The organism is Dyadobacter flavalbus, assembly GCF_006149045.1.
Lineage (GTDB): Bacteria > Bacteroidota > Bacteroidia > Cytophagales > Spirosomataceae > Dyadobacter > Dyadobacter flavalbus.
Genome location: NZ_VBSN01000048.1, coordinates 1 through 19,239, shown reverse-complemented (window position 1 = coordinate 19,239; position 19,239 = coordinate 1). Strand labels below are relative to the sequence as shown.

Sequence of the window (19,239 nt, the reverse complement as noted above, 5' to 3'; positions counted from 1 at the left end):
TGAAGGACTAATTCCGGCGATAAGTCTAGTTAATAGGCGGCCCCATTGTTCACCTCCATACTTTCAGATCTTTAATTGGACAATAGAAAGTTAACCTTTATTCTGCTAATCTAAAGGGCGGCCCCGTGTTACCCTTTTTAGAGATTTTTGCGGGCGCCGCGCGATTTTCCCTGACCTTAAACCTGATTGATTTTCTACCACGTCATAACCGGCAAAACTGACTAGCTGCCTTAGATTTTCAAAGCCTTCAAAGCCATTGGTTTCTGCTACAAGCGTAGTAACAGATAACAGACCAAGACCTTTTATTTTGCAGAGTTGATCGACCTTGTTTTTAAGAATCGAATCTTTGGAAAGCAAAGTCTGTATTTCTAGTGTAATTTGGTCAATTTGTTGGTCATAGAGCTTGATAAGTTTATCTAGTTGCTTTTGTCTCAGCCCCCTGAATGGTTGGACAAAATTGTAAAAACAGTTTAGTCCATTTAATTTAGGTATCATGAGTAAACAAAGACGAACTTTTAGCGCCGAAGACCGGTACTCAATTGTACAGGAATCTCTTCAGAGTGGACCTTCCGAGATTAGCAGAAAGTATAGCTTATCGCCATCTCTTTTGAGGAGGTGGAAGGAAAAGTATTTAGCGAGCGGCAAGGATGGCCTTCGAGATTCTTATCCACGAATTGATCCGCAAGTACGCATCTTAGAAGAAGAAAATGAACGCTTAAAGCGCATAGTAGCCAAGCAAGCTCTCGAACTAGAGGTGAAAAGTGAACTGCTAAAAAAACTCCTATCGCACCCAGGAAAAGATAGCCGTTATGACTCAATATCAGCAATCTACAACGCGAAAGGAGTTGTGTAAATGGCTAGGGTTGCCCCGGAGTGTATCTTATTACAAAGCTCGAAATGGCAAGCCAGGAGCAAAAGCCAGCCAAGTAACGATGAAGCTGAATGGCTCTTTAGTGCCTAACGAAGATGTCGTAATTCACATTAGAAAGCTTATTGATACTGAATTTAACGCCGCTTCGGCGGGCCGATTTGGATATGAGTATGCTACGCACGAATTGAAAAAAGAGTATCTGATCAACAAAAAGAAGGTGTACAGGCTTATGCTTGCCAATAGTCTTTTACTGAACAAAATGATTCGGCCTAGTGGAAACCGTGAATTTGTTCAATTTCGTCGTATTGAGGCTAATAAGCCACTAGAGTACTTGTGTTGGGATATTAAATATGTTTGGGTTCATGGTGAACGTCGCAATTACTATTTGCTGTGTATTTTGGACGTTTGCACTCGAAAGATTATTGATTGGATATTCCAGAGCAGCATTCGGCAGCTTGATTTAATAAACTTACTGCGTCGAGTTAACCATTCTTATCAATTGCAAGGTGTCATTCTGCGTAATGATAATGGAAGCCAATTTATTTCCCACAAGGTTCGAAATTTTTTGAAAAACTCGGAAGTAAAACAAGAGTTTACCCATGTTGCTACACCAGAAGAAAACTCCTATATTGAAGCCTTTCATAGTATTTTGGAAAGTGAAGTAATTGAACGTAGCGAATTTGCCAGTTACTATGAGACCAAAGAAACAATTCAGCGTTTCATCACGCACTATAACCAAAGTAGATTACACCGTTCAATCGGTTTCATAACGCCCCAACAAAAATGGGAAAAAGCAATGGTTTGTGACAAAACCATTCATGAAGAAGTGTCCAACTGATGAGGGGCTAAGACAACCTACGCTGTACAGATACGCATGAAGGAAGTAGGTGTGCGTAAGGTAATGGGGGCCAATGTAAACCAGATTATGTGGCTGCTTTCCAGCGATTTTGCAAAACTGCTGACGATTGCAGCCGCCGTAGCTTTACCATTGGGCTATATGGCAGGATATGCCTTTCTTTTCAACTTTGCATACCATGTATCAATCGGCGTAGAAACACTTGGTCTTTGTTTTGGTGTATTGCTGTTAGCTGGTGGGCTTTTCATATGCATTAGGACTTACAAACCCGCAACTGAAAATCCAGTCAAAGCACTGGCTAATGAATAAATAATTAAAAGAGTATAACTACCCTTTATAGTTTAAAATTCTTTTAGAAGAAAGCGCTATATAATATTTTGTTATATAAAACTTGTGGCTGTTACAAAAGTCCGGTAGATAAAACAGCCAAAAATTTTATATCCTTTTACGACCCAATCTATGGCTATTTTATATCAAAAATCTTAGATTTTACCAGCCGGTTAGCTGCCGTATTTACTTTTGCAACAGTCACACTTATTATGTTAATTTTTACGAAGAATTGAACTTTATTTTTTATGATAATAGAAGATAGCTGTTTCTTAGATCTAATGTTTACCTCATCGGTATAAAACGCATTGAGGTACTTGGCAGTCTCAATACATTATTAGTCGATGGAAAAAGCAAAATATTTTTGCCGAGATCAATTGTCTTCTCAATAAGATTGACAGAAGACGAGAGAATAAGGGTGAGTACCCATCATCTTTTTGTATTGACAGCCAAAGTGTTAAGTTATCTCCAATGGTTTTCGAAAACCGTGGCACTGATGCAAACAAAAAAGTGAATAGACGAAAACGACAGCTATTAGTGGATACTGGTGGAAGAATATGGTTTGCTCACGTTCATGCTGGGAATCTGCATGACGGCCCCGCCGCTCTATCTCTTTCTGCTGATATCTTTTGCCAAAATCAGCGCCTTAAAAAGATTTACGGTGATCAGGCTTATAATGGTGTTTTTGCTCGTAAAATGAAGGAGTTCGAGATTGAATTTAAAATGGCATCACGTCCAGAATCGGCCAAGGGCTTTGTTCCAGTAGCTAAGAGGTGGGTTGTTGAACGAACAATTTCCTGGACCAATTTCTTTCGAAGAATCGTAAAGGACTATGAATATACCGTTTCATCTTCCATAGCATGGATACTTTTAGCAAATATCCAACTGATGCTGCAACGAATGGAACCGATTTGCCAAATATAATTCCCAAAAAAGCTCTAACTTATAGACCTGATAAGTTGACTAAACTATATTATTGTTGCGCAAAATCAGGTCGGCCAAAGACTTCCGTTACCGGCCTGGTTTCTATCCACCAGATCCTGTCCAGAGAGCTATCGTAGTACCTTGCCAGTCTTCCTTTTAGTAAAACTACCTGTTTGATTTCCTTTTTCAGCGGCATCAGGTTACTTCCTGTGCCAGATACCTGCCGGAAGCCATCAAGCATATAAGGTTCCTTTTGAAGTTTTTCGAGATCAAAGTGTTTGACATCCACAATTTCTATATTTCCCTTCAACATGGCAGCAGGCGGGGCGTCTTTGTAGAGCGGAAAGGTAAGGTAGGCAATTTTGGTATTCAAGTAACCCAGGTTTTGACGATGCTCGTGGCCTACGCCCAACCGGTAAGGGTAACTGCGAAAAGCTTCATTCACCTGCTGATAGCTTGCCTTTTTGCCATTCAGGTAGAATTGGAGCTTATTAACGTATCCCATGAGCTCCAGGTCACGGTCAAAGTAGCCGTTTTCAAATCTGGTAATCACGTTTTTAGGAAATTTGTACCGAAGTTTGAATGCTATGCGGAGCTTGTGTTCTGCCAGTAGAGGAGGCAGGTGTTTGAACAAGTATTTTTTAAATGCTTTATCCAGATCATGCCCGCTATACTGTTCATAGAAATCATCCGGATCAACCCAGTAAAAAGGTCTTGTATCATTCTGCATGCCTTTTCTTGTAGCGAAAATAACTGGAAAAGACATGTTAACCTGATCCGGCATGAAGTAGCCTGCACTTAAAGAAAAACTATTATAACTCTTTCCTTCATAGCCGAAACTGTAGCTGAAAAGATCTTTGCTTAACGTGTCATGGAAAATAGATTTGGCAAAGAAGCCGTCTATATCAGTGTATACAATATCTACTAGTTCAGGATTGCTGGTTGTAGTAATACTTACTTTTGATATAGGGACATAAGTTTGCCGATCAATACGAATGGGCATATGGGCGACTGGTTTGCCGGTGAAATTATCAAGGATTAGTCCGGAGATATGAATAAAATTCGACCGCTTGTGACTGCCGCGCGGCTCATTATTTACAGCTAACCATATTCCCTTTTGTTCAAGATTTTCTGGCAACTCTGACCTGAATGCTGCCAGTAACAATGCTGTTAGCGGCAGCAGAAGCAGAAAGCATACCAGGGCCAGTCGTGGGCTGCGTTTACGGTTTATCATGACAATGCGTTGTCTAAGGGAATGGTAGCCAAACTGGTTTGCAAGTCCCAGGTCTGTACGCAGGGTTGTTTTAACTAGCAAGTATTGATAGGCTTTTGTGTCAGGATGGCTTTCAAGTACTTTCCGGTCAGCAATGTATTCCAGGTTTTGCCGGATAGCATTTGTAAGAAGCCATACAAGCGGGTTGAACCAGTTAATTATGCGAAGCAATTCGCTCCATATTACATCAAAAGTATGGTACTGCTGCACATGTGCGAGTTCGTGGAGTATGATGTCTGGCAAGTCATCGCTGCTGTGCATTGCAGGGTTGTAGAAAATTGATTTACCGAATGAAAATGGATTGATATCCTCTTCAAAATGATAAATGCGAACACCATCTTTATAGACAAGGCGAGATCTGCGCATAATGCGTTTAAGGGACACCATGTGAAATGCAAGCCGTAGTAACATTACCGCCACACCAACGCCCCAAAGGATCAGTACCCAGTTTACCGGCTCTTTTATGGAAGTGTCTAGGGGCAAGTCAACAGTTTTGCCTGTGACCAAAGATGCGGGCATTTGTATGGGCGCAAGTTGGCCTACACTTGGTATCTGCTGTACGATGTACTGCCCGCCAGGGCTTTCAAAGCGTTCAAGTACTGTATTGATGTTAATGAAAGGAATATGGAAGCACAATGCCGAAGCCAGCAGCAGGTAAAAGCGGTTCCAGTTATAGAAGGTAAGCCTTTTCAGTACAAGTATGTACAAAAGGCTCACAAAAGTAAAACCAAGCGATACTTTAATCAGGTATTCTGTAAATGGCATCATAACGGAAGGCGGTTAATAGCGTTACTTTTTACCTTCGATAATACCGAGGATCTCTTTGAGTTCCTCAGCTGATATCTTGTTCTTTTCCACAAAGAAGCTCACGAGCTCTTTATAGGAATTAGCAAAGTAGTCTTTCACCACATTTCCCATGAACTTCTGCTTATAGGACTCTTCAGTGACCGCGGGTGCGTACAGGTAAGTGTTTCCGATAAGCCTGCTTTTCAGGTAACCTTTCTTTTCGAGATTCTTGATGGTTGAGGCGACCGTAGTGTAAGGAGGCACCGGAGGTGACATGGCTGCCATAAATACTTTTACATTGGCTTCACCGGTTTTCCAGACGGCAAGCATGGCATCTTCTTCCTGAGCAGTTAACTTTTCCATAAAAACTACGAATTTATCGTAAAAGTAAAATAACTTCGTATAAAGTCAAGCGCACGATTAAATAATTTTAGGATTATTAAAAAACAAGTAGATCCTGTTATCCTGTGTTTTTAACAAAATGTCCTTATTTAAACGTGGCAATAAGTATTCACTTTCCAGTTTGCCGAAGATGGAGGACGAAAAGCCGGTGGGGAGAATAAAAAAATTATTTAATGACACTTATACTGTATCAAATACGATTCAGTAGTATAATAGGTACTGTTTAACGAATGTATTCTGAATTCTAGGTTGATTATACAAGTGGGTAATTAGCATTGTACAACAAATGGATGAAAGCCTTCAAAAAACCTGGATGCCAGGCCAGACGATTTATCGTAATCCAGTAAACATAATAAAAGATGATAGGCAATATATTAAAAGGATTTATACTAGGCCTTCTACTTTTTGTTTTTGCCTGTTATGTATGGTTTAGGCTTGAAATAAGCCACATTGAATACGTGAAGGTGAAAAACTGTGAACAAGCCGCAGGGCAAAGCTTAAAAGCACTTAGCAATCTGGTAAAAGATAGCTGGTTTGAAAGAAAACATAACGATGTTGAAGTCCTGTCTGATGGTCCATGTATGTTCTTTATGTTTTATCAAAAGCCGGGAGTCTTATATTTTGGGCAAGAAAAAACAAGCGGCTACCTAATAGGGGTTGCGATGACCACTTCTGAATTGCATCAGATTGCGGACACAATTTCTGTTGATATGGACTTTCAGAAAATGTATGATTACTTATTGGTTAGAGCAAAAGCAAAACCGGCGCCGTCGCATCATTTCTAATTAAAATATACTTCGATACAATAGAGTAGCCTTATGACCTTTCTAGCGGTGATCACCAAATAAACTGATTTACATAATAGGCACCATTATAAATGCTTACAGAGGCAAGTTTGAATTTTATAAAAGCGGAATTTTACATATAAGGCTTGGCGAGTGCAATCCTATACCAAGCCTCTTATGTGAAATTGTATTACTTAAATGCATCCAGATAGCACTTTATTCTTTCAGTGATTCAATAGCCTGATTGTGAATTTTAAATGATATGTATTTATCAATACTGGCAAAATTGAATCCTTTTTTCTTGGCATCCTGAATAAACGCTCCATCGATAGCGTGAATTTTAGCTTCTATTGCTTTTTCGATGGTCAGATTAGGTAATCCTGATTCTTTAAGCCCTTTAATGAAATCGGCATCCACGCCATGTATCCGGGCGTTCCTGATTTCCTCAAAACTTATATTGGCAAATCCCAAAGCTCGGATTTCTTTGATTGAACCGGCATCCAGTCCATGTATTTTGGCTTCCAGGGTCTGGTCCAGCGTCAGGTTTTTCAAACCGGCCGATTGAAGTTCCTGAATGTAGGCCGCTGTAATTCCGTGAATGTTCAGCTCGATCATTTTAGCAAGAGTCAGGCCCCCAAAGCCGAATGCCCGCAATTCTTTAATCGAGTTTGGATTGATGCCGTGGATTTTGGCCTCAATTACTTGATCCATGGAAAGGTTTGTGATGCCCGCTTCCTTTAAACGCTGCACATAATCTGAGTCAATGCCGTGAATCTTAGCTTCCATTATCTTGCTCAGACTAAGTCCCTGAAAACCCATCTTTTCTATTTGCTGTACATATTGCTGATCTACGCCATGTATTTTTGCTTCAATTACTTCGGACATGGAAGGCTTTTTCTGGCTGTATTGCTCAAACAAGGCAATATACCCTTTGTATTCGGTCAAACTGATGCCGTGTATGGCAACTTCCAGCAAGCGCTGCCCGTCGAGCGTCTGATATTGACTTTTCAGAAATTCTACATACTGCCGGTTCACATCCGCAAAGAACAAAAAGAGAACAAAGTTCTTTTCCTCCGGCAACGTAGTGTTAGCAGCTAGGTAGTTTTTAAAATCTTTATTTTCCATGAAAGTGTATTTTCCCTGGCTTACTTCTGCCTGCAAGTCTCCGGATAATTGCAGTGTACCGGCATCTTTGGTTAACTCAAAGTGTTTATCTCCGGTTTTTTGAAAGCTGTTTTTCGGAAAACATCGGCTCATATTCCAGTGAGAATTACCCTGACTGCCTTTAAATTCCAGACAATAATCCTGGTTTTCCTGATGGCTGTACCAGTAACCGGACGACATGTCGGTTTTAGAATCCGGGTTATTCCAGATGCTGGATTCATCGCTGCTATTCAAATCTTTTTTAATTTGCGGGATTGCTTTTTGTGCCCGGTCAGCAGATTCTGATGACAACGTATTCTTTTGAGTGTCCTTTTCGGAGATTTCCTGACTGGAAGCGGGTTTATTGAGCAGCAGCAGCGCTCCAAAGAATACGGGTACCAGAAAGCTGTATTTCCAGTACGCATGCGGAGTAGATCTTTTCGCGTTCATCATCATGATTCTTTGTTTAAGTAAAGATTGATTATAATTGGTTGTAATGGAAAGTGGCCGGTTCGGTACGGCGATCTGAAGCAGATTGAGTTGGTATTGTTGTTTGTCTACGCGTACTTTCTCCACCATAAAGGCATCGGTTTGATACTCGTTATTCTTCTCTATTTCTTTTTTAAGTAGCCAGATAAAGGGATTGATCCAAAGAAATATAGCAGCAACTTCGGCCAGTAGCAGATCAAAGCTGTGACCAAGGCGTGCATGTATTTTCTCGTGTTCGATGATGTTGTGGTAAGTCTCAAAATCGTATTCATCCGCATAGATAAAAACATAATGGAAGAAAGAACAAGGCGCTTGCTGCTGCGCCGTATTTACAATCACAATGTTGTCGTCCTTAACTTTATCCACAGATTGTCTGATCCTGAACAGAATAATGCCGAGTTGCAGCAACAGCCTTCCGCTAAAAACAGCTACCCCGAACAGATACAAGGTGAAAAGCCAAAAAGATAAGCTGTACCTGGTTCTGGCAACGGGTTCCGTGCTGTTTTTTTGTACTGATTCCGGATCTTGATAAATCAGTTTTGAGGCAGTAACCGGCGGTTTGGAAGCAGTTTCCTGAAATGGATTTTTAGCAGGTAACTGCGTTGCAGGTATACTTGTGCTGCTGTCTTTCACTGTGCCGTTCTGCGGCCATACCGTAGCCAAATAACCTTGATGACGGATCAATGCGGGCAAGCGCACGAAAGGCAGGGTAAAAGCCAGCACAAGGCAGCCAATCAGATAAAACCGGTTGGCAGAAAAGAAGCTTTCCCGCTGCAAAAGGACTTTGTAAAACAGGAAAGCTACTGCCGCAATGAAAGAAGCTTTGTAGAGAAACTCATTCATAACAAAGGAGTTTAAGATGATTTTTGCGATTTTATGACTTGTATCAGCTCGTCCAGTTCCTGATCCGACAAGTTTTCTTCCTTGGCAAAATGCGTGATCATTTTAGTCAGGGAATTGCCGAAATATTTCTGCTTGATGGTAGCTACGTCTTGCTGCCGGTATTCAGCCAGGGTAACAACCGGTGAATACCGGTATGTATTTCCTATTTTCTCAGCACTAAGAAATCCCTTTTCAGTCAGAATTTTGACCATGGTAGCGACCGAGTTGTAGTGCGGCTGAGGAGCGGGTAGCAGCTCAATGATATCCTTGATAAAGGCATGCTGGAATTGCCAGACTACCTGCATGATTTGTTCTTCTCTTTTTCCTAGTTTTTGCATATCCGCTTTTTTTATTCAATAATACTAATTGATTAGGATTACTCCTAATCAATTAGTAGTTAATTTATTTAGCGGTAGAAATAAGGTTGTCTGGTCAATAGGAAGGGAAGGAGGTAAATCTTCATAAAAGAAATTTCCTGCTGTTTTTTTCGACTATATGGGTAATCAAAAAATGAATTACGAATAAGAGTAGCTCCTGGAAGTCATTTAGTTAGTTACTTAACAGAAGGTACAATGGCTTGAACGTATGTAAGTAAATGTTACTGGTAAATTGATATTTACTAGTAATTCTAATTCAAACTGTCTTATAATCTAGGAGAACTTAATGTCAAGTTAATAAACTTAACCAATGGTCTCAATTTTGGGGAGTATTACACAGCTATGCTTAATGAGCAGAGTAAACTTCCCAGATATGTAATCCAAAGTGGCAGGGAAGTAATCGGATTTGGGTATGCCTATAATTTCAGGTCCGAAAGTACTTTTTCGCAAACAGTCAAACTTACCTATTTGTTAAAAAATGGTTTTACCAGAAAGGGGTTAGGAAGCAAACTTCATGTTATTTTGGAAAGTGAGCTCAGGGAACTCAAAATATCCAGTATACTGGTTAACATTTCATCTGAAAACATAGCGAGTTTAAACTTTCATAAGGCCTTGGGATATAATGAATACGGTAATTTCGAGCGGATTGGATACAAGAACAACAGGTATTTTGATCTAATATAGCTGCAAAAACATTTATAACATTTCTAACTTTTTGATACAGCAGTAACTTGTAACATTCTCAAAAGATCATTGTTTGCATGAACCCTAAAGCAGTACGTCATGTCTGACAAGTCACTGATCAGGGTAAATAGCAATTCGTATAACTTAACTTATTATTAGCCCTTCCAGTAAATTACTCTCCCAACAGGTGCCTGCGATAGAAGTCTACTACTTCTTTAATAACCAATTCGGGCTTATTATCTGGAATATTGTGTGAGCTGCCTTCTGCCAGTATCAGCCTGCGATTTTTGTATCCTTTTACCAAATTATGCTGGTCAGCTTTGAACCGTTCGTTTTCTTTTAAATCCTGAAAAGGGCCAATCTCAGCCATGATGTCCAGTATAGGAATGTCATCAGAAAGCGGTATTTGTCTTACATAATCACTTGTGCGTTCCATATTGGCAAGCAGGTGGTACAAACTTAAATGATCAGGTTCAAAATCTTTACGGCTGTAAGCTTGAAAGATGTTTCGCGCGAACTGCATATCCTTGTAGGATGGTATCCTTGGATCTAAAAAAACAATCCCTTTTATCTGTCTTGAATGCCGGGCTGCAAATACACGGTTGTAAAATGCGCCCAGTGAATGTCCTACCAAAAGAAAATTGGCTTCTTGGTAACCCAATTTTTCAAGGGCAGCTTCCAGGCTTTTTACCTCCTGGAGGATATTGAAGTTTGCTGTGTCAAGGCTGCTACTGCCAAAACCGGCACGATCATACGTGATAACGGTTGCTTTGGCTTGCCGGTGCACAGCAACAGCAATCGAGTCCCATTGTGAAGCATCTAGTCCACCGCCAGATTCGAAGAGTATCGGTGGATTCTCTTCTTTTAAAATCTTGAAATGAAGCTTGAAGGGGTGTGCATCAATCAACGTATCAAGCGCCTGCCCCTTGGCACTGACAGTCACAAGTAGAAGGATTATCAACTGCTTTAATAGCTTCATTAATTTACAAAGTTCTATTAACCCATTAGCAAGAGTTTACCGAAAAATAAAAATATAATAATTACTATAAATATTTTATGATCCAATTAAATCAATTATGGAATATTATCCGACATTGCTACGCATCTAACTTATCATTGTTTCGTTATGAACCATTTTCTCCGGTTACTAACAATACTCTTTTTTGCTTCACCTTGCAGTATTTCTGCACAAACAGAAAAACCGCGCATCTATATTGATTCAACTGGCCGCCGGTTTACAAGGGCACAATATGATAGCATTAGCGCTGCGAACATAGGTAAAGCCATTGCACTGGATAACCAGATAGAAAACGATAAAGAAATTCAGTTTACATTTAAAGTTTTAGCTGTTAACCCCTTTAAAGCGTTTTCAAAAAAGTGGGTAGGCCAATCTTTCCCGGATTTTGAGATAAAAGATGTAAATGGAAAAGTATATCAGAAGGCTTCTTTGCATGGAAAAGTGGTGGTGTTTAACTTCTGGTCAACAACCTGTGCGCCGTGTATTGAAGAGATGCCCCGGCTGAATGAACTGGTAAGCAGTTATACCAATCAGCCTGTTGTATTTTTGGCGCCGGCTCCGGAGGATTTTCAAAAGGTTAAAAGTAGACTGGCCAAACATAAGTTTTATTACAGCATCTTGCCCGAGGCCAGTTCATTATTTACTGCATTAGGCATTGACAGTTATCCTTATCATATTATTGTTGACAAAGCGGGAGTAATCAAGGCAGTTTACCAAGGATCCCGTATAGACAGCGCAACAAAACAGCCGATCTTAAATGAAGGAATAATTACTTCTATTCAGGAAAACATAAAAGACTAGCAAAATAATAGATTATTCCAGACTAAATACGGCCGATTGCCTGAACATCATTTTAGACGTTTAGCTGCTGCTATTACTTTTTTTGATAAAGTAGGTTGATCAGCTTACGCCAGTCTGTGTAAGAAGACAATTCTCCATTCATCAAAATGATCAGTCCATTTCTGGAAAACGGCTCATAAAGCATGTAAGTTGAGACGCCAGGGCCATGACCATTGTGGCTGTACATAGGCGTCTCGGTATTAAACAAGTACATAAACCAGGTATGATAGCCAAGGCTCATGTCCTTCGGCGTCAAAGTTTGTACTGCAAGGCTATCGATAACAGACTTTCCATTATAGGTGCCATCGTTGGTCCAGCACACTAAAAACCGGGCAAGATCTCTTATGCTGCAACGCAACTGACCAGCAGGGTAATCCGGAAAAGTGCTTTGCTGCTGCGGCTGGTAAACTTGGAGAGAATCAGAAAACAGGTAGGGAATGGCTAGCATATCCTGATCCATTTTACCTGGAAACCAGCTGGACTGATGCATCCCAAGAGGGGCAAAGATTTTGCGCTGACAATATTGATCAAAAGGCATCTTGGAGATTCTTTCAACCAGATAGCCCAAAAGCGCATAACCCATGTTGGAGTATTCAAATGTGTCCCCGGGTGCTGCCTGAATAAAGTTCTCAACCTTGTGATAGTTTATTCCGCTAACTGCCAGATAATTTTGCAGGAATGTATCCAAACCAATATCCGGACCTTGGTATGCTCCTTCCCAAAATGGAAGCAGGTAATCCAGGTTATCACGTATAGAAGATCGGTGTCTTAATAAATGCCTGAAAGTAACCGGTTTTTCAGGGTGCAATGGATTCCTCACCGGAAAGGGTAAAAACCGGTTGATATCATCATCTAACGAAAAATATTCCTGTGCAGCCAGCTGCATGGTCGCCGCAGCCGTGATAGTCTTTGACAGGGAAGCAATGTGAAAAATGGTACTGTCTGAAACAGAAATTTGTTTTTCTAAATTCTGATACCCGTAGTGGCTTGTCCAGGCGAGGCTTCCTGCTTCTATTTTTGCAACTGCCAGACCCGGTATATGCAAGCGGTTTATCTCAGTAATTATACTAGAATCAAGGCCCTTGTTCTGGGCTAAACATTCCGCATATAGAAAAAGAATGAACAAAATTGCATAAACGCGCATGAATGGATCTGGATAGTAGTTAGCAGGAGCATGTAAATATAGCAGTGCACAACCTGATCTACTGCAAAAATATGCCTTGTTCGACGCTTATGATGAGAAAAGGAATCAAAGAGTATCTATCCTGGTTATGTTTTAAACAATTACTGTTATTGTTGAACTATAACCTTTTGTAGCTGGGACTGATAAAAATTAAGGTTTTATATAGCAGATAGCCTCGTTAATGTCAAACGGCATATGATATTCCAAAATGCAACTATTCGTTTTGAAATGCATCTTTTAAAAGAATTACCTGATTTTTAGCTTTTATGAGAACCATACTACTATCAATTGCTCTGCTATTATTTAAAACAGTTTCAATGGCTCAGTCGGTAACTCCGGATGAGTATGAGTTAAAAGAGTTTTCAATAAGAGATAACAAATTAGGCCTGATCCAATTCTATGTTGATACTGTAAATATTCTTCGAAAAGCACCTTTGTTTATTGAAGTTAATGGTAGTGGGGGACTTCCTTTATGCTTATATGTTCAGGGGGAAAAATTTGTAACGACACCCGTCACCTTTAATGAAGAGTTATTCAGCAAGACCAAAGACAGGTGTCACTATATCATTCTGGGCAAACCTGGTACCTCTTTTTGCGATACATTGAACCTAGATGTAAGTGTTGCAGCATATCAAAAGAATCCGTCACAGGTTTTATTCGCCTATAAGCCATCCAGAGAATACACAAATCGCCTTAGTCTGAATTGGCGCGTGCAGGCGACCCAGGCTGTTATAAGTTACTTGATTAACCATGGCTACTGGGATCAAACAAAGATCGTGACCTATGGGTACTCCGAAGGCGGGCAGGTAGTTCCCTCGCTAGCTGTAAAGGATAAGCGGGTTACTCACATTGCTACCGTTGTTGGAAGTGGGCTTAACCAATTGTATGATGGAATTATGAGTTGGCGCATCAAAGCAGCTAAGGGTGAACTAACCCAGCAACAGGCTCAGGATAGTATAGATGTTTCTTTCAAGCGCATTGCAGATATTTACAAAAACCCAGCTAGAACAGATAAAGAGACAGGCGGCCATTCTTACCTGCGTTGGGCCAGCTTCGGTACAGTAGTACCTTTTGAGCAATTACGCAAATTGACGATTCCAATCTATATGATTGCTGCCAGCCAGGATGAGAGTTCTCCCATATACGGGCTGGATTATGTTCGGCTTGAATTTTTGCGTCTGGGAAAGACTAATTTGGTATATGATACCTGCGTAGGCTGCAATCACTATTTAAGTAGTTCCGAAAGCAATAAGGACGTTAATGTAAGCTATGTTGACAAAATCCTGGCTTGGGTACAACTAAATAAGAAGTAAATAGCATTGGGCTTGGAGATAATCATTTAACTAGATGGGAGAAAAGTAGTAGATGAGTGAGATTCCAGCATTTAGTTTAACGGCTAATCTGGATCTTTAATGTAGTATTTCCGACAGCCTATTACAGAAGCAAACCCATGAGCATTTTGGTGAAACAGCAATAAATATCTTATGCCATTTATTGGGATGCTGAGAAAAGTACCTGTCCTTTTGGGATTGGACGCATGCTATTTCCTGATGACTGGTTTACCTTCTCAAAACATGGTCTAAAAAGCAAGTTCAAAATGGAATTTAGGTACCTATTTCTAGAACCAACTTTTTAAACTTATTGCTAGTATATAAATCCGTAAGTTATAATTGACCTGGAATTTATGTTTTTGAATGACAAATCCGGGTTCAGTAATTTCATTTTGAATAACATAGATATTTAGCAAACCATCTGGGAACCGCAAAATGAACTGATTGAATTTTTGATAAAGAGGAAATACACAGTTTAAGTGACTGTTTATCTCCATTAAATAAAAAAGCGCAGTAATGCGCTTTCTAATATCGTCTATAAATCTCCTTTATTCTTTGATTTCTTTGCTGATTTCCTCAACATAGCTCGTACTTACACCGGCAAGCGTAGCAATTTTTTCAGCATTAAAATCAGTGTCATGAAGTAAGTTCAGGACAAAGGTTTTTTTGCTTTCCTCAAGGGTTTCTTCCTTTGTTATCATTTTTATAGTTTCAATGATTCCCATAGCTATTTCGTTTCCTGTTAATGATGCAATTTGCTTATCAAAGTTACGGTTTATTTCAGTATTGTCAATAAAGATGAACGTCTTCAGAAAGAATAGAAACCGTCTGATCTGCTCATTATCATAGCGTTTGCTCTTGATAAGTGCCTTGGCGATGGTCAGCCGGTGTTCAGCCAGTTCATGCTGCGGTACCTTGTCAGCAATCAGTGCTTTTTGAGCAGCCAGTACGATCAGACTGAATGGATTGTCCATAGCCAGAAGTTGCTGCTCGCTATGCTCGAGAATATGGTAAATCCTGAATTTGTAATCCAGAGAAGTATCCATGTAGGAATACTGAAAAGCGGTACTGCTTGTATCAACCGGCATGGTTCCGGTAAAAACAGCTAGTGCTGTAATCGGGACATTATAGCGGTCATAGATCCGGTAAAAGTACTGGAACATCCGTTTGCTGAAATTCGGATCATTCTGCGCCTGGATTTCAATATGGATGAGCATGTACTTTTCACCGCCGTCATTGGTGAACACCTTCACCAGCATATCTACAAAACGGCTGCCGCCTTGCTTTTCAAGTTCCGGAAACAACTCATGCAGTTCTTTGTCCAGAAACTCAAATCCCCTGGACATGTTAAAAGCTGTATCTGCATCCTTAAAAAAGAAACGCAGCAAATCCGGGAATGCTTCTTCAAAGGCACTTTTAAGCAGGATATCATTCTTCTTTCGCATATTACAAAAGTAATCATAAACACAGTAACAGATAAATATGTACCATGCTCTTAGATTTCCATATTGTGTAAAGGATACTAAATGCTTGCTAAAATGCCAGATTTTATATTTATCAAAACCAGCATCTTGTATGTAATGATATAAGGTGGCATTTTAGTACCATAATTTAGATTTACATACCCAAGGACAGATATGATTAGTCTTAATAATTAGAAGCCAGATATTTGTTTACGGCATTTCAATTAAAGTAATTACGCTAAATCACAGACTATGATCATTAAAGGAAACAGGCAATCAGGCCAGCCCATGTTAGTAAAGAATCATGTAGCTGGCGGTATTGAACGGGTACAACTATACAACAATGAATATAATGAAAGCTGGATACAAAAGCTTATACATGATAATGCTGATATTCTTCCAATCAGTGAAATTGAACCAGGATTTGCTCCTGCAATTTCCATTGGAAGAGAGTTAAGAACCAATGCTGGCTTTATTGATAACATGCTGATCTCGCCAGATGGATATATAACGCTTGTAGAGACAAAACTTTGGCGCAACCCGCAGGCCAGAAGGGAAGTAGTCGGGCAAATCCTGGATTATGCCAAAGAACTAAGTAAATGGACTTTTTCAGATCTTGATACCCGGATCAGAAATCTGGACCAGAGTTCTGAAGGGATTGTTGCAATGATCCAAAAACAGGCTGGATACCCGGATATAGAAGAACATACGCTGATAGACAATATCAACAGAAACCTGAGACGAGGACGCATTTTACTGTTGATCGTTGGAGATGGAATCCGTGAAAGTGTTGAAGAAATGGTTGAATACCTCTCGCAAACTCCGCAGCTGCATTTTACTCTGTCCTTGGTTGAACTTCAAGTTTATAAGTTAGGGGATGCAGAAGGTTCACTGCTGGTTCTTCCTCAGGTTATTACCAGAACCAGGGAAATTACAAGAGCTGTTGTGCGCATAGAAGGGAACTATGCCACAGGTTTGAAGTTAAACATTGATACCGATCTGGGAATACAGGCAGAAAATATGCCAAAAGTATTATCCGGACGCACTACGCTGAATGCACTGGATTACTTTGAACAGCTGCTGCAAAGTACAGATGCATTTACGGTGGATTTTGTAAAGAGTATCATTGCAGAAAGCCAGCAAATGGGTTTGTTGATTGAATGGAACACGGCAAGCTTCGGGCTACAATTTGCTGACCCGTCAGGAACCGGAGTAAGACTTAGCATTCTGACTATTGATAAAAAAGGTCAGATCCGGTTAGGCTATGCTGAAAAACAACTTATAGCTTTGAATATCCCGTCTGAGATTAATCAACGTTTTTGTACGGATACAGCTTATATATTTACCGGCCTTGAACCAAGCCTGGAAAAAGCAGGAAGCTGGAACAGAAGTGTTGCAATTTCAGAGCTGATCCCTCAATACGACAAATTTATGAAGAGATTAGAAATATATCTTCAGGAGCTATCTATGACAAGAAGTACCTGCTAAAAACATGCATCGAACTAAGATAAACTAATTCTTTTTAATAACGATTGCCAAATAATATTTTGTTGTATAACCCTTTTTATGTTAAGTAACAAAACACAGAACAAGAGCCTAGGCGTTGATTAGATGAAATTCCTATAATAGTACAAACACAGCTCACTTCTTCCATTTGTTCCGGAAAAAACATTTAAAAGATAAAAAGTGGAAGCTTTAAAGTGGTTAAATTAGCAGCGTAAACCTCTTACTAGCATGTTTAAACAATCCTTTTCCTTTGAAGGTCGGATACGCAGAACTGAATTTTGTCTTTCATTTTTAGCATATAACGTAATAACTCTTTTTGTTTCCTCCAGTATTCAAGAAAGGGAAATTCATCCAATTATGGCCATACTAATATTAATTCCTACAGGATGGTTTCTGTTCGCACAGGGTGCTAAAAGATGCCATGACAGAGATAATAGCGGATGGTATCAATTCATTCCGCTATATGGTTTATGGATGCTGTTCGCTAATAGTAATTACGGTTCAAACAGATATGGTTTAAATCCTAAAGGATTATGAGATGAATTAATGGGAAGCTAAATGATTGATTCGGATTATGGGCAATGACCGAAATAGTGATATTTAAATTCATTATTGATATTACTTTAAAAAAGACATTCCTAAGTCATTTTATGGAGCAATTGCCAGTTTGACTGGGCTTTGGATGTGGCGTGCCAAATCTGATAAAAGGAATTCAAGTACCAGAGAACAGTAAAAAGAATGTCTGGGAAAAGCCAAAGTGAAGAAACAAAGTGAACAGTCTTCTTGTTGACTTTGAACCTTAATACTTAAAATGCTCAGATACATTCTACTGTTATGGTCCATTTGTTTCCTTAATGGAGCAATGACTCTCATCTTCATGGGATTTCGTTCAGTGAATAAATCAGATGCCGCCACTGGCTTTCTTCTTATGGCAGGAGCAATATCTCTGCTAATTGGAGTGAAATTGTTTAGAAGCTTTAAGAAGTGGGGCAAGCAAAAGTCTGATTAGTATGATGGAGTAAATGTGTTCTGGTTCTGAAATTGCCCAGTTAGCTTGGATTGCCTGTCTCATTAAATATCCGAGACTGTTTCACAACTCGGACGCTTAGATTAGGTGATGCTATTGCCGATATGAAAGCTCATGACGTTTCCGAATATAGTATGGACAATTCTAAGCGCGTTGGTTGATGATCAAACTGCGGTAGATTATGAGAGTAGCAGTTGTGCAACAGCCACGTCCATTTTTGTGAGATTATGTCTCCGCCTGCATATTGTTGCAAAGAAAGGCAATATGACAGACGTTGATTGTCATGCAGGTATAATAAATTACGCTCTTAGTAGAACTTAATGTATTTAATGGAGGGATTTACTTTTTTTGTCTTTCACAGCCTTATCCTATATGTTCACTGGGTAATCATTTCTAAAGTAAGAAATTCTGGAAAACGAGGGACGTTTTTTATTGTTCTTGCGATTATACATGTCACGATATTACTTTGGTTTGCAAGCTGGCTAATTTTTTACCCTGAGGAGCAAACGGGAGGAGGGTTTTTCGTCGCAGAGATGTTAACATCGCTAAGTTCTATTGCTTTGATAGTTTTTTCCGCAGTAGTGTATCTTGTCATGCGATTTATTTCCTTAACGAAGGATATTCAAAGGGAAAAGTACCAAAAGCTACATTGAGCATTCAGCTCAAAAAACGTCCTTTTCCTGAGATCAGCGCCGGCCGAGATCTGACTGCTTATAATGGCTCAAAAATTGTATCAATTTGTCATCTCACAAAACAAAATATTATTTTGATAGCTGTCGTGAGTTAATGAGACATCAGCTTTACTACCCATCTGTTCCAGACCTACTATGCACTTGGTAAAGTGATTGCTTTTTTCTTTTAGCTCTAACCCACCATGACAGCTTTACCAACGCGAGCCCAGACCACATTGCAACATTTAACGGAGTAATTAAAAGAAAGTGCTATTTAATATAATACCTCTACAAATTCAGACCACTTGTTTAGTTAAAACTTAGTAACTTAAACAAGGATAAAATAATGAAAAAGATGCGTAGAAAATTTGATTCATCATTTAAGGCGAGAGTGGCTATTG

18 protein-coding genes are annotated in these 19,239 nt (G+C 39.7%); 10 read left to right on the top strand and 8 right to left on the bottom strand.

All coding sequences use genetic code 11. The annotated features are described in order from the left end of the window. Positions 1–105: 105 nt before the first annotated feature. On the bottom strand, positions 106–495 hold the full coding sequence (locus FEM33_RS16000; protein ID WP_139013012.1) for a transposase: 390 nt from the start codon (positions 493–495) through the stop codon (positions 106–108). Here FEM33_RS16000 and FEM33_RS15995 point away from each other — a divergent pair. The 4 genes from FEM33_RS15995 to FEM33_RS15980 all read left to right on the top strand — a co-directional run bounded on the left by FEM33_RS15995 (position 494) and on the right by FEM33_RS15980 (position 2,978). After that, complete coding sequence (locus FEM33_RS15995) at positions 494–853, top strand: transposase (RefSeq protein ID WP_229214268.1); 360 nt, start codon at positions 494–496, stop codon at positions 851–853. The two genes, FEM33_RS16000 and FEM33_RS15995, sit on opposite strands and share 2 nt — an antisense overlap. Beyond that, on the top strand, positions 810–1,709 hold the full coding sequence (locus tag FEM33_RS15990; protein ID WP_139013011.1) for an IS3 family transposase: 900 nt from the start codon (positions 810–812) through the stop codon (positions 1,707–1,709). The genes FEM33_RS15995 and FEM33_RS15990 overlap by 44 nt, the downstream gene beginning before the upstream one ends. Before the next feature lie 36 nt (positions 1,710–1,745). Then, positions 1,746–2,036, top strand: coding sequence for an ABC transporter permease (locus FEM33_RS15985; protein WP_139013010.1), 291 nt, complete (start codon positions 1,746–1,748; stop codon positions 2,034–2,036). A 351-nt stretch (positions 2,037–2,387) separates the two neighbouring features. Then, complete coding sequence (locus tag FEM33_RS15980; protein ID WP_310588826.1) at positions 2,388–2,978, top strand: transposase; 591 nt, start codon at positions 2,388–2,390, stop codon at positions 2,976–2,978. Positions 2,979–3,027: 49 nt separating this feature from the next. On the opposite strand, the gene FEM33_RS15975 is transcribed toward FEM33_RS15980, so the two are convergent. Then, a complete protein-coding gene (locus FEM33_RS15975; RefSeq protein WP_139013008.1) occupies positions 3,028–5,019 on the bottom strand; it encodes a M56 family metallopeptidase in 1,992 nt (663 codons plus the stop codon). A 21-nt stretch (positions 5,020–5,040) separates the two neighbouring features. Continuing rightward, positions 5,041–5,400 carry a BlaI/MecI/CopY family transcriptional regulator gene (locus FEM33_RS15970; protein ID WP_139013007.1) on the bottom strand — a complete coding sequence of 120 codons (360 nt, stop codon included), beginning with the start codon at positions 5,398–5,400 and terminating at the stop codon, positions 5,041–5,043. Between the two features lie 398 nt (positions 5,401–5,798). Here FEM33_RS15970 and FEM33_RS15965 point away from each other — a divergent pair, with 398 nt between their 5' ends. After that, a complete protein-coding gene (locus tag FEM33_RS15965; RefSeq protein WP_139013006.1) occupies positions 5,799–6,224 on the top strand; it encodes a hypothetical protein in 426 nt (141 codons plus the stop codon). Positions 6,225–6,440: 216 nt separating this feature from the next. Here the strand turns inward: FEM33_RS15965 and FEM33_RS15960 are convergent, their stop codons facing one another. Together FEM33_RS15960 and FEM33_RS15955 are read right to left on the bottom strand one after the other, a co-directional pair. After that, the gene (locus FEM33_RS15960) at positions 6,441–8,699 is read right to left on the bottom strand and encodes a M56 family metallopeptidase (protein WP_139013005.1); all 2,259 of its coding nucleotides are present in this window, start codon (positions 8,697–8,699) and stop codon (positions 6,441–6,443) included. Positions 8,700–8,710: 11 nt separating this feature from the next. Then, entirely contained in the window at positions 8,711–9,076 is a 366-nt protein-coding gene (locus tag FEM33_RS15955) for a BlaI/MecI/CopY family transcriptional regulator (protein WP_139013004.1), read from the bottom strand. A 381-nt stretch (positions 9,077–9,457) separates the two neighbouring features. On the opposite strand from FEM33_RS15955, the gene FEM33_RS27065 reads away from it, so the two are divergent. Further along, the gene (locus tag FEM33_RS27065) at positions 9,458–9,799 is read left to right on the top strand and encodes a GNAT family N-acetyltransferase (RefSeq protein WP_139013003.1); all 342 of its coding nucleotides are present in this window, start codon (positions 9,458–9,460) and stop codon (positions 9,797–9,799) included. A gap of 172 nt (positions 9,800–9,971) precedes the next feature. Here the strand turns inward: FEM33_RS27065 and FEM33_RS15945 are convergent, their stop codons facing one another. After that, positions 9,972–10,778, bottom strand: coding sequence for an alpha/beta fold hydrolase (locus FEM33_RS15945; RefSeq protein ID WP_139013002.1), 807 nt, complete (start codon positions 10,776–10,778; stop codon positions 9,972–9,974). A gap of 147 nt (positions 10,779–10,925) precedes the next feature. Here FEM33_RS15945 and FEM33_RS15940 point away from each other — a divergent pair, with 147 nt between their 5' ends. Beyond that, entirely contained in the window at positions 10,926–11,618 is a 693-nt protein-coding gene (locus tag FEM33_RS15940) for a TlpA family protein disulfide reductase (protein WP_139013001.1), read from the top strand. Between the two features lie 73 nt (positions 11,619–11,691). On the opposite strand, the gene FEM33_RS15935 is transcribed toward FEM33_RS15940, so the two are convergent. Next, positions 11,692–12,801, bottom strand: a complete 1,110-nt coding sequence (locus FEM33_RS15935; protein WP_139013000.1) for a serine hydrolase domain-containing protein — start codon at positions 12,799–12,801, stop codon at positions 11,692–11,694. A gap of 305 nt (positions 12,802–13,106) precedes the next feature. On the opposite strand from FEM33_RS15935, the gene FEM33_RS15930 reads away from it, so the two are divergent. Further along, entirely contained in the window at positions 13,107–14,153 is a 1,047-nt protein-coding gene (locus tag FEM33_RS15930; protein ID WP_139012999.1) for an alpha/beta hydrolase family protein, read from the top strand. Between the two features lie 566 nt (positions 14,154–14,719). Here the strand turns inward: FEM33_RS15930 and FEM33_RS15925 are convergent. After that, positions 14,720–15,616, bottom strand: coding sequence for an RpnC/YadD family protein (locus FEM33_RS15925; protein ID WP_139012998.1), 897 nt, complete (start codon positions 15,614–15,616; stop codon positions 14,720–14,722). Positions 15,617–15,922: 306 nt separating this feature from the next. On the opposite strand from FEM33_RS15925, the gene FEM33_RS15920 reads away from it, so the two are divergent. Both FEM33_RS15920 and FEM33_RS15915 read left to right on the top strand, forming a co-directional pair. Further along, positions 15,923–17,122, top strand: a complete 1,200-nt coding sequence (locus FEM33_RS15920) for a PDDEXK family nuclease (RefSeq protein ID WP_139012997.1) — start codon at positions 15,923–15,925, stop codon at positions 17,120–17,122. A 246-nt stretch (positions 17,123–17,368) separates the two neighbouring features. Beyond that, positions 17,369–17,677 (top strand): DUF805 domain-containing protein, encoded by a 309-nt coding sequence (locus tag FEM33_RS15915; protein WP_139012996.1) that lies wholly within the window; start codon positions 17,369–17,371, stop codon positions 17,675–17,677. Positions 17,678–19,239: the final 1,562 nt, after the last annotated feature.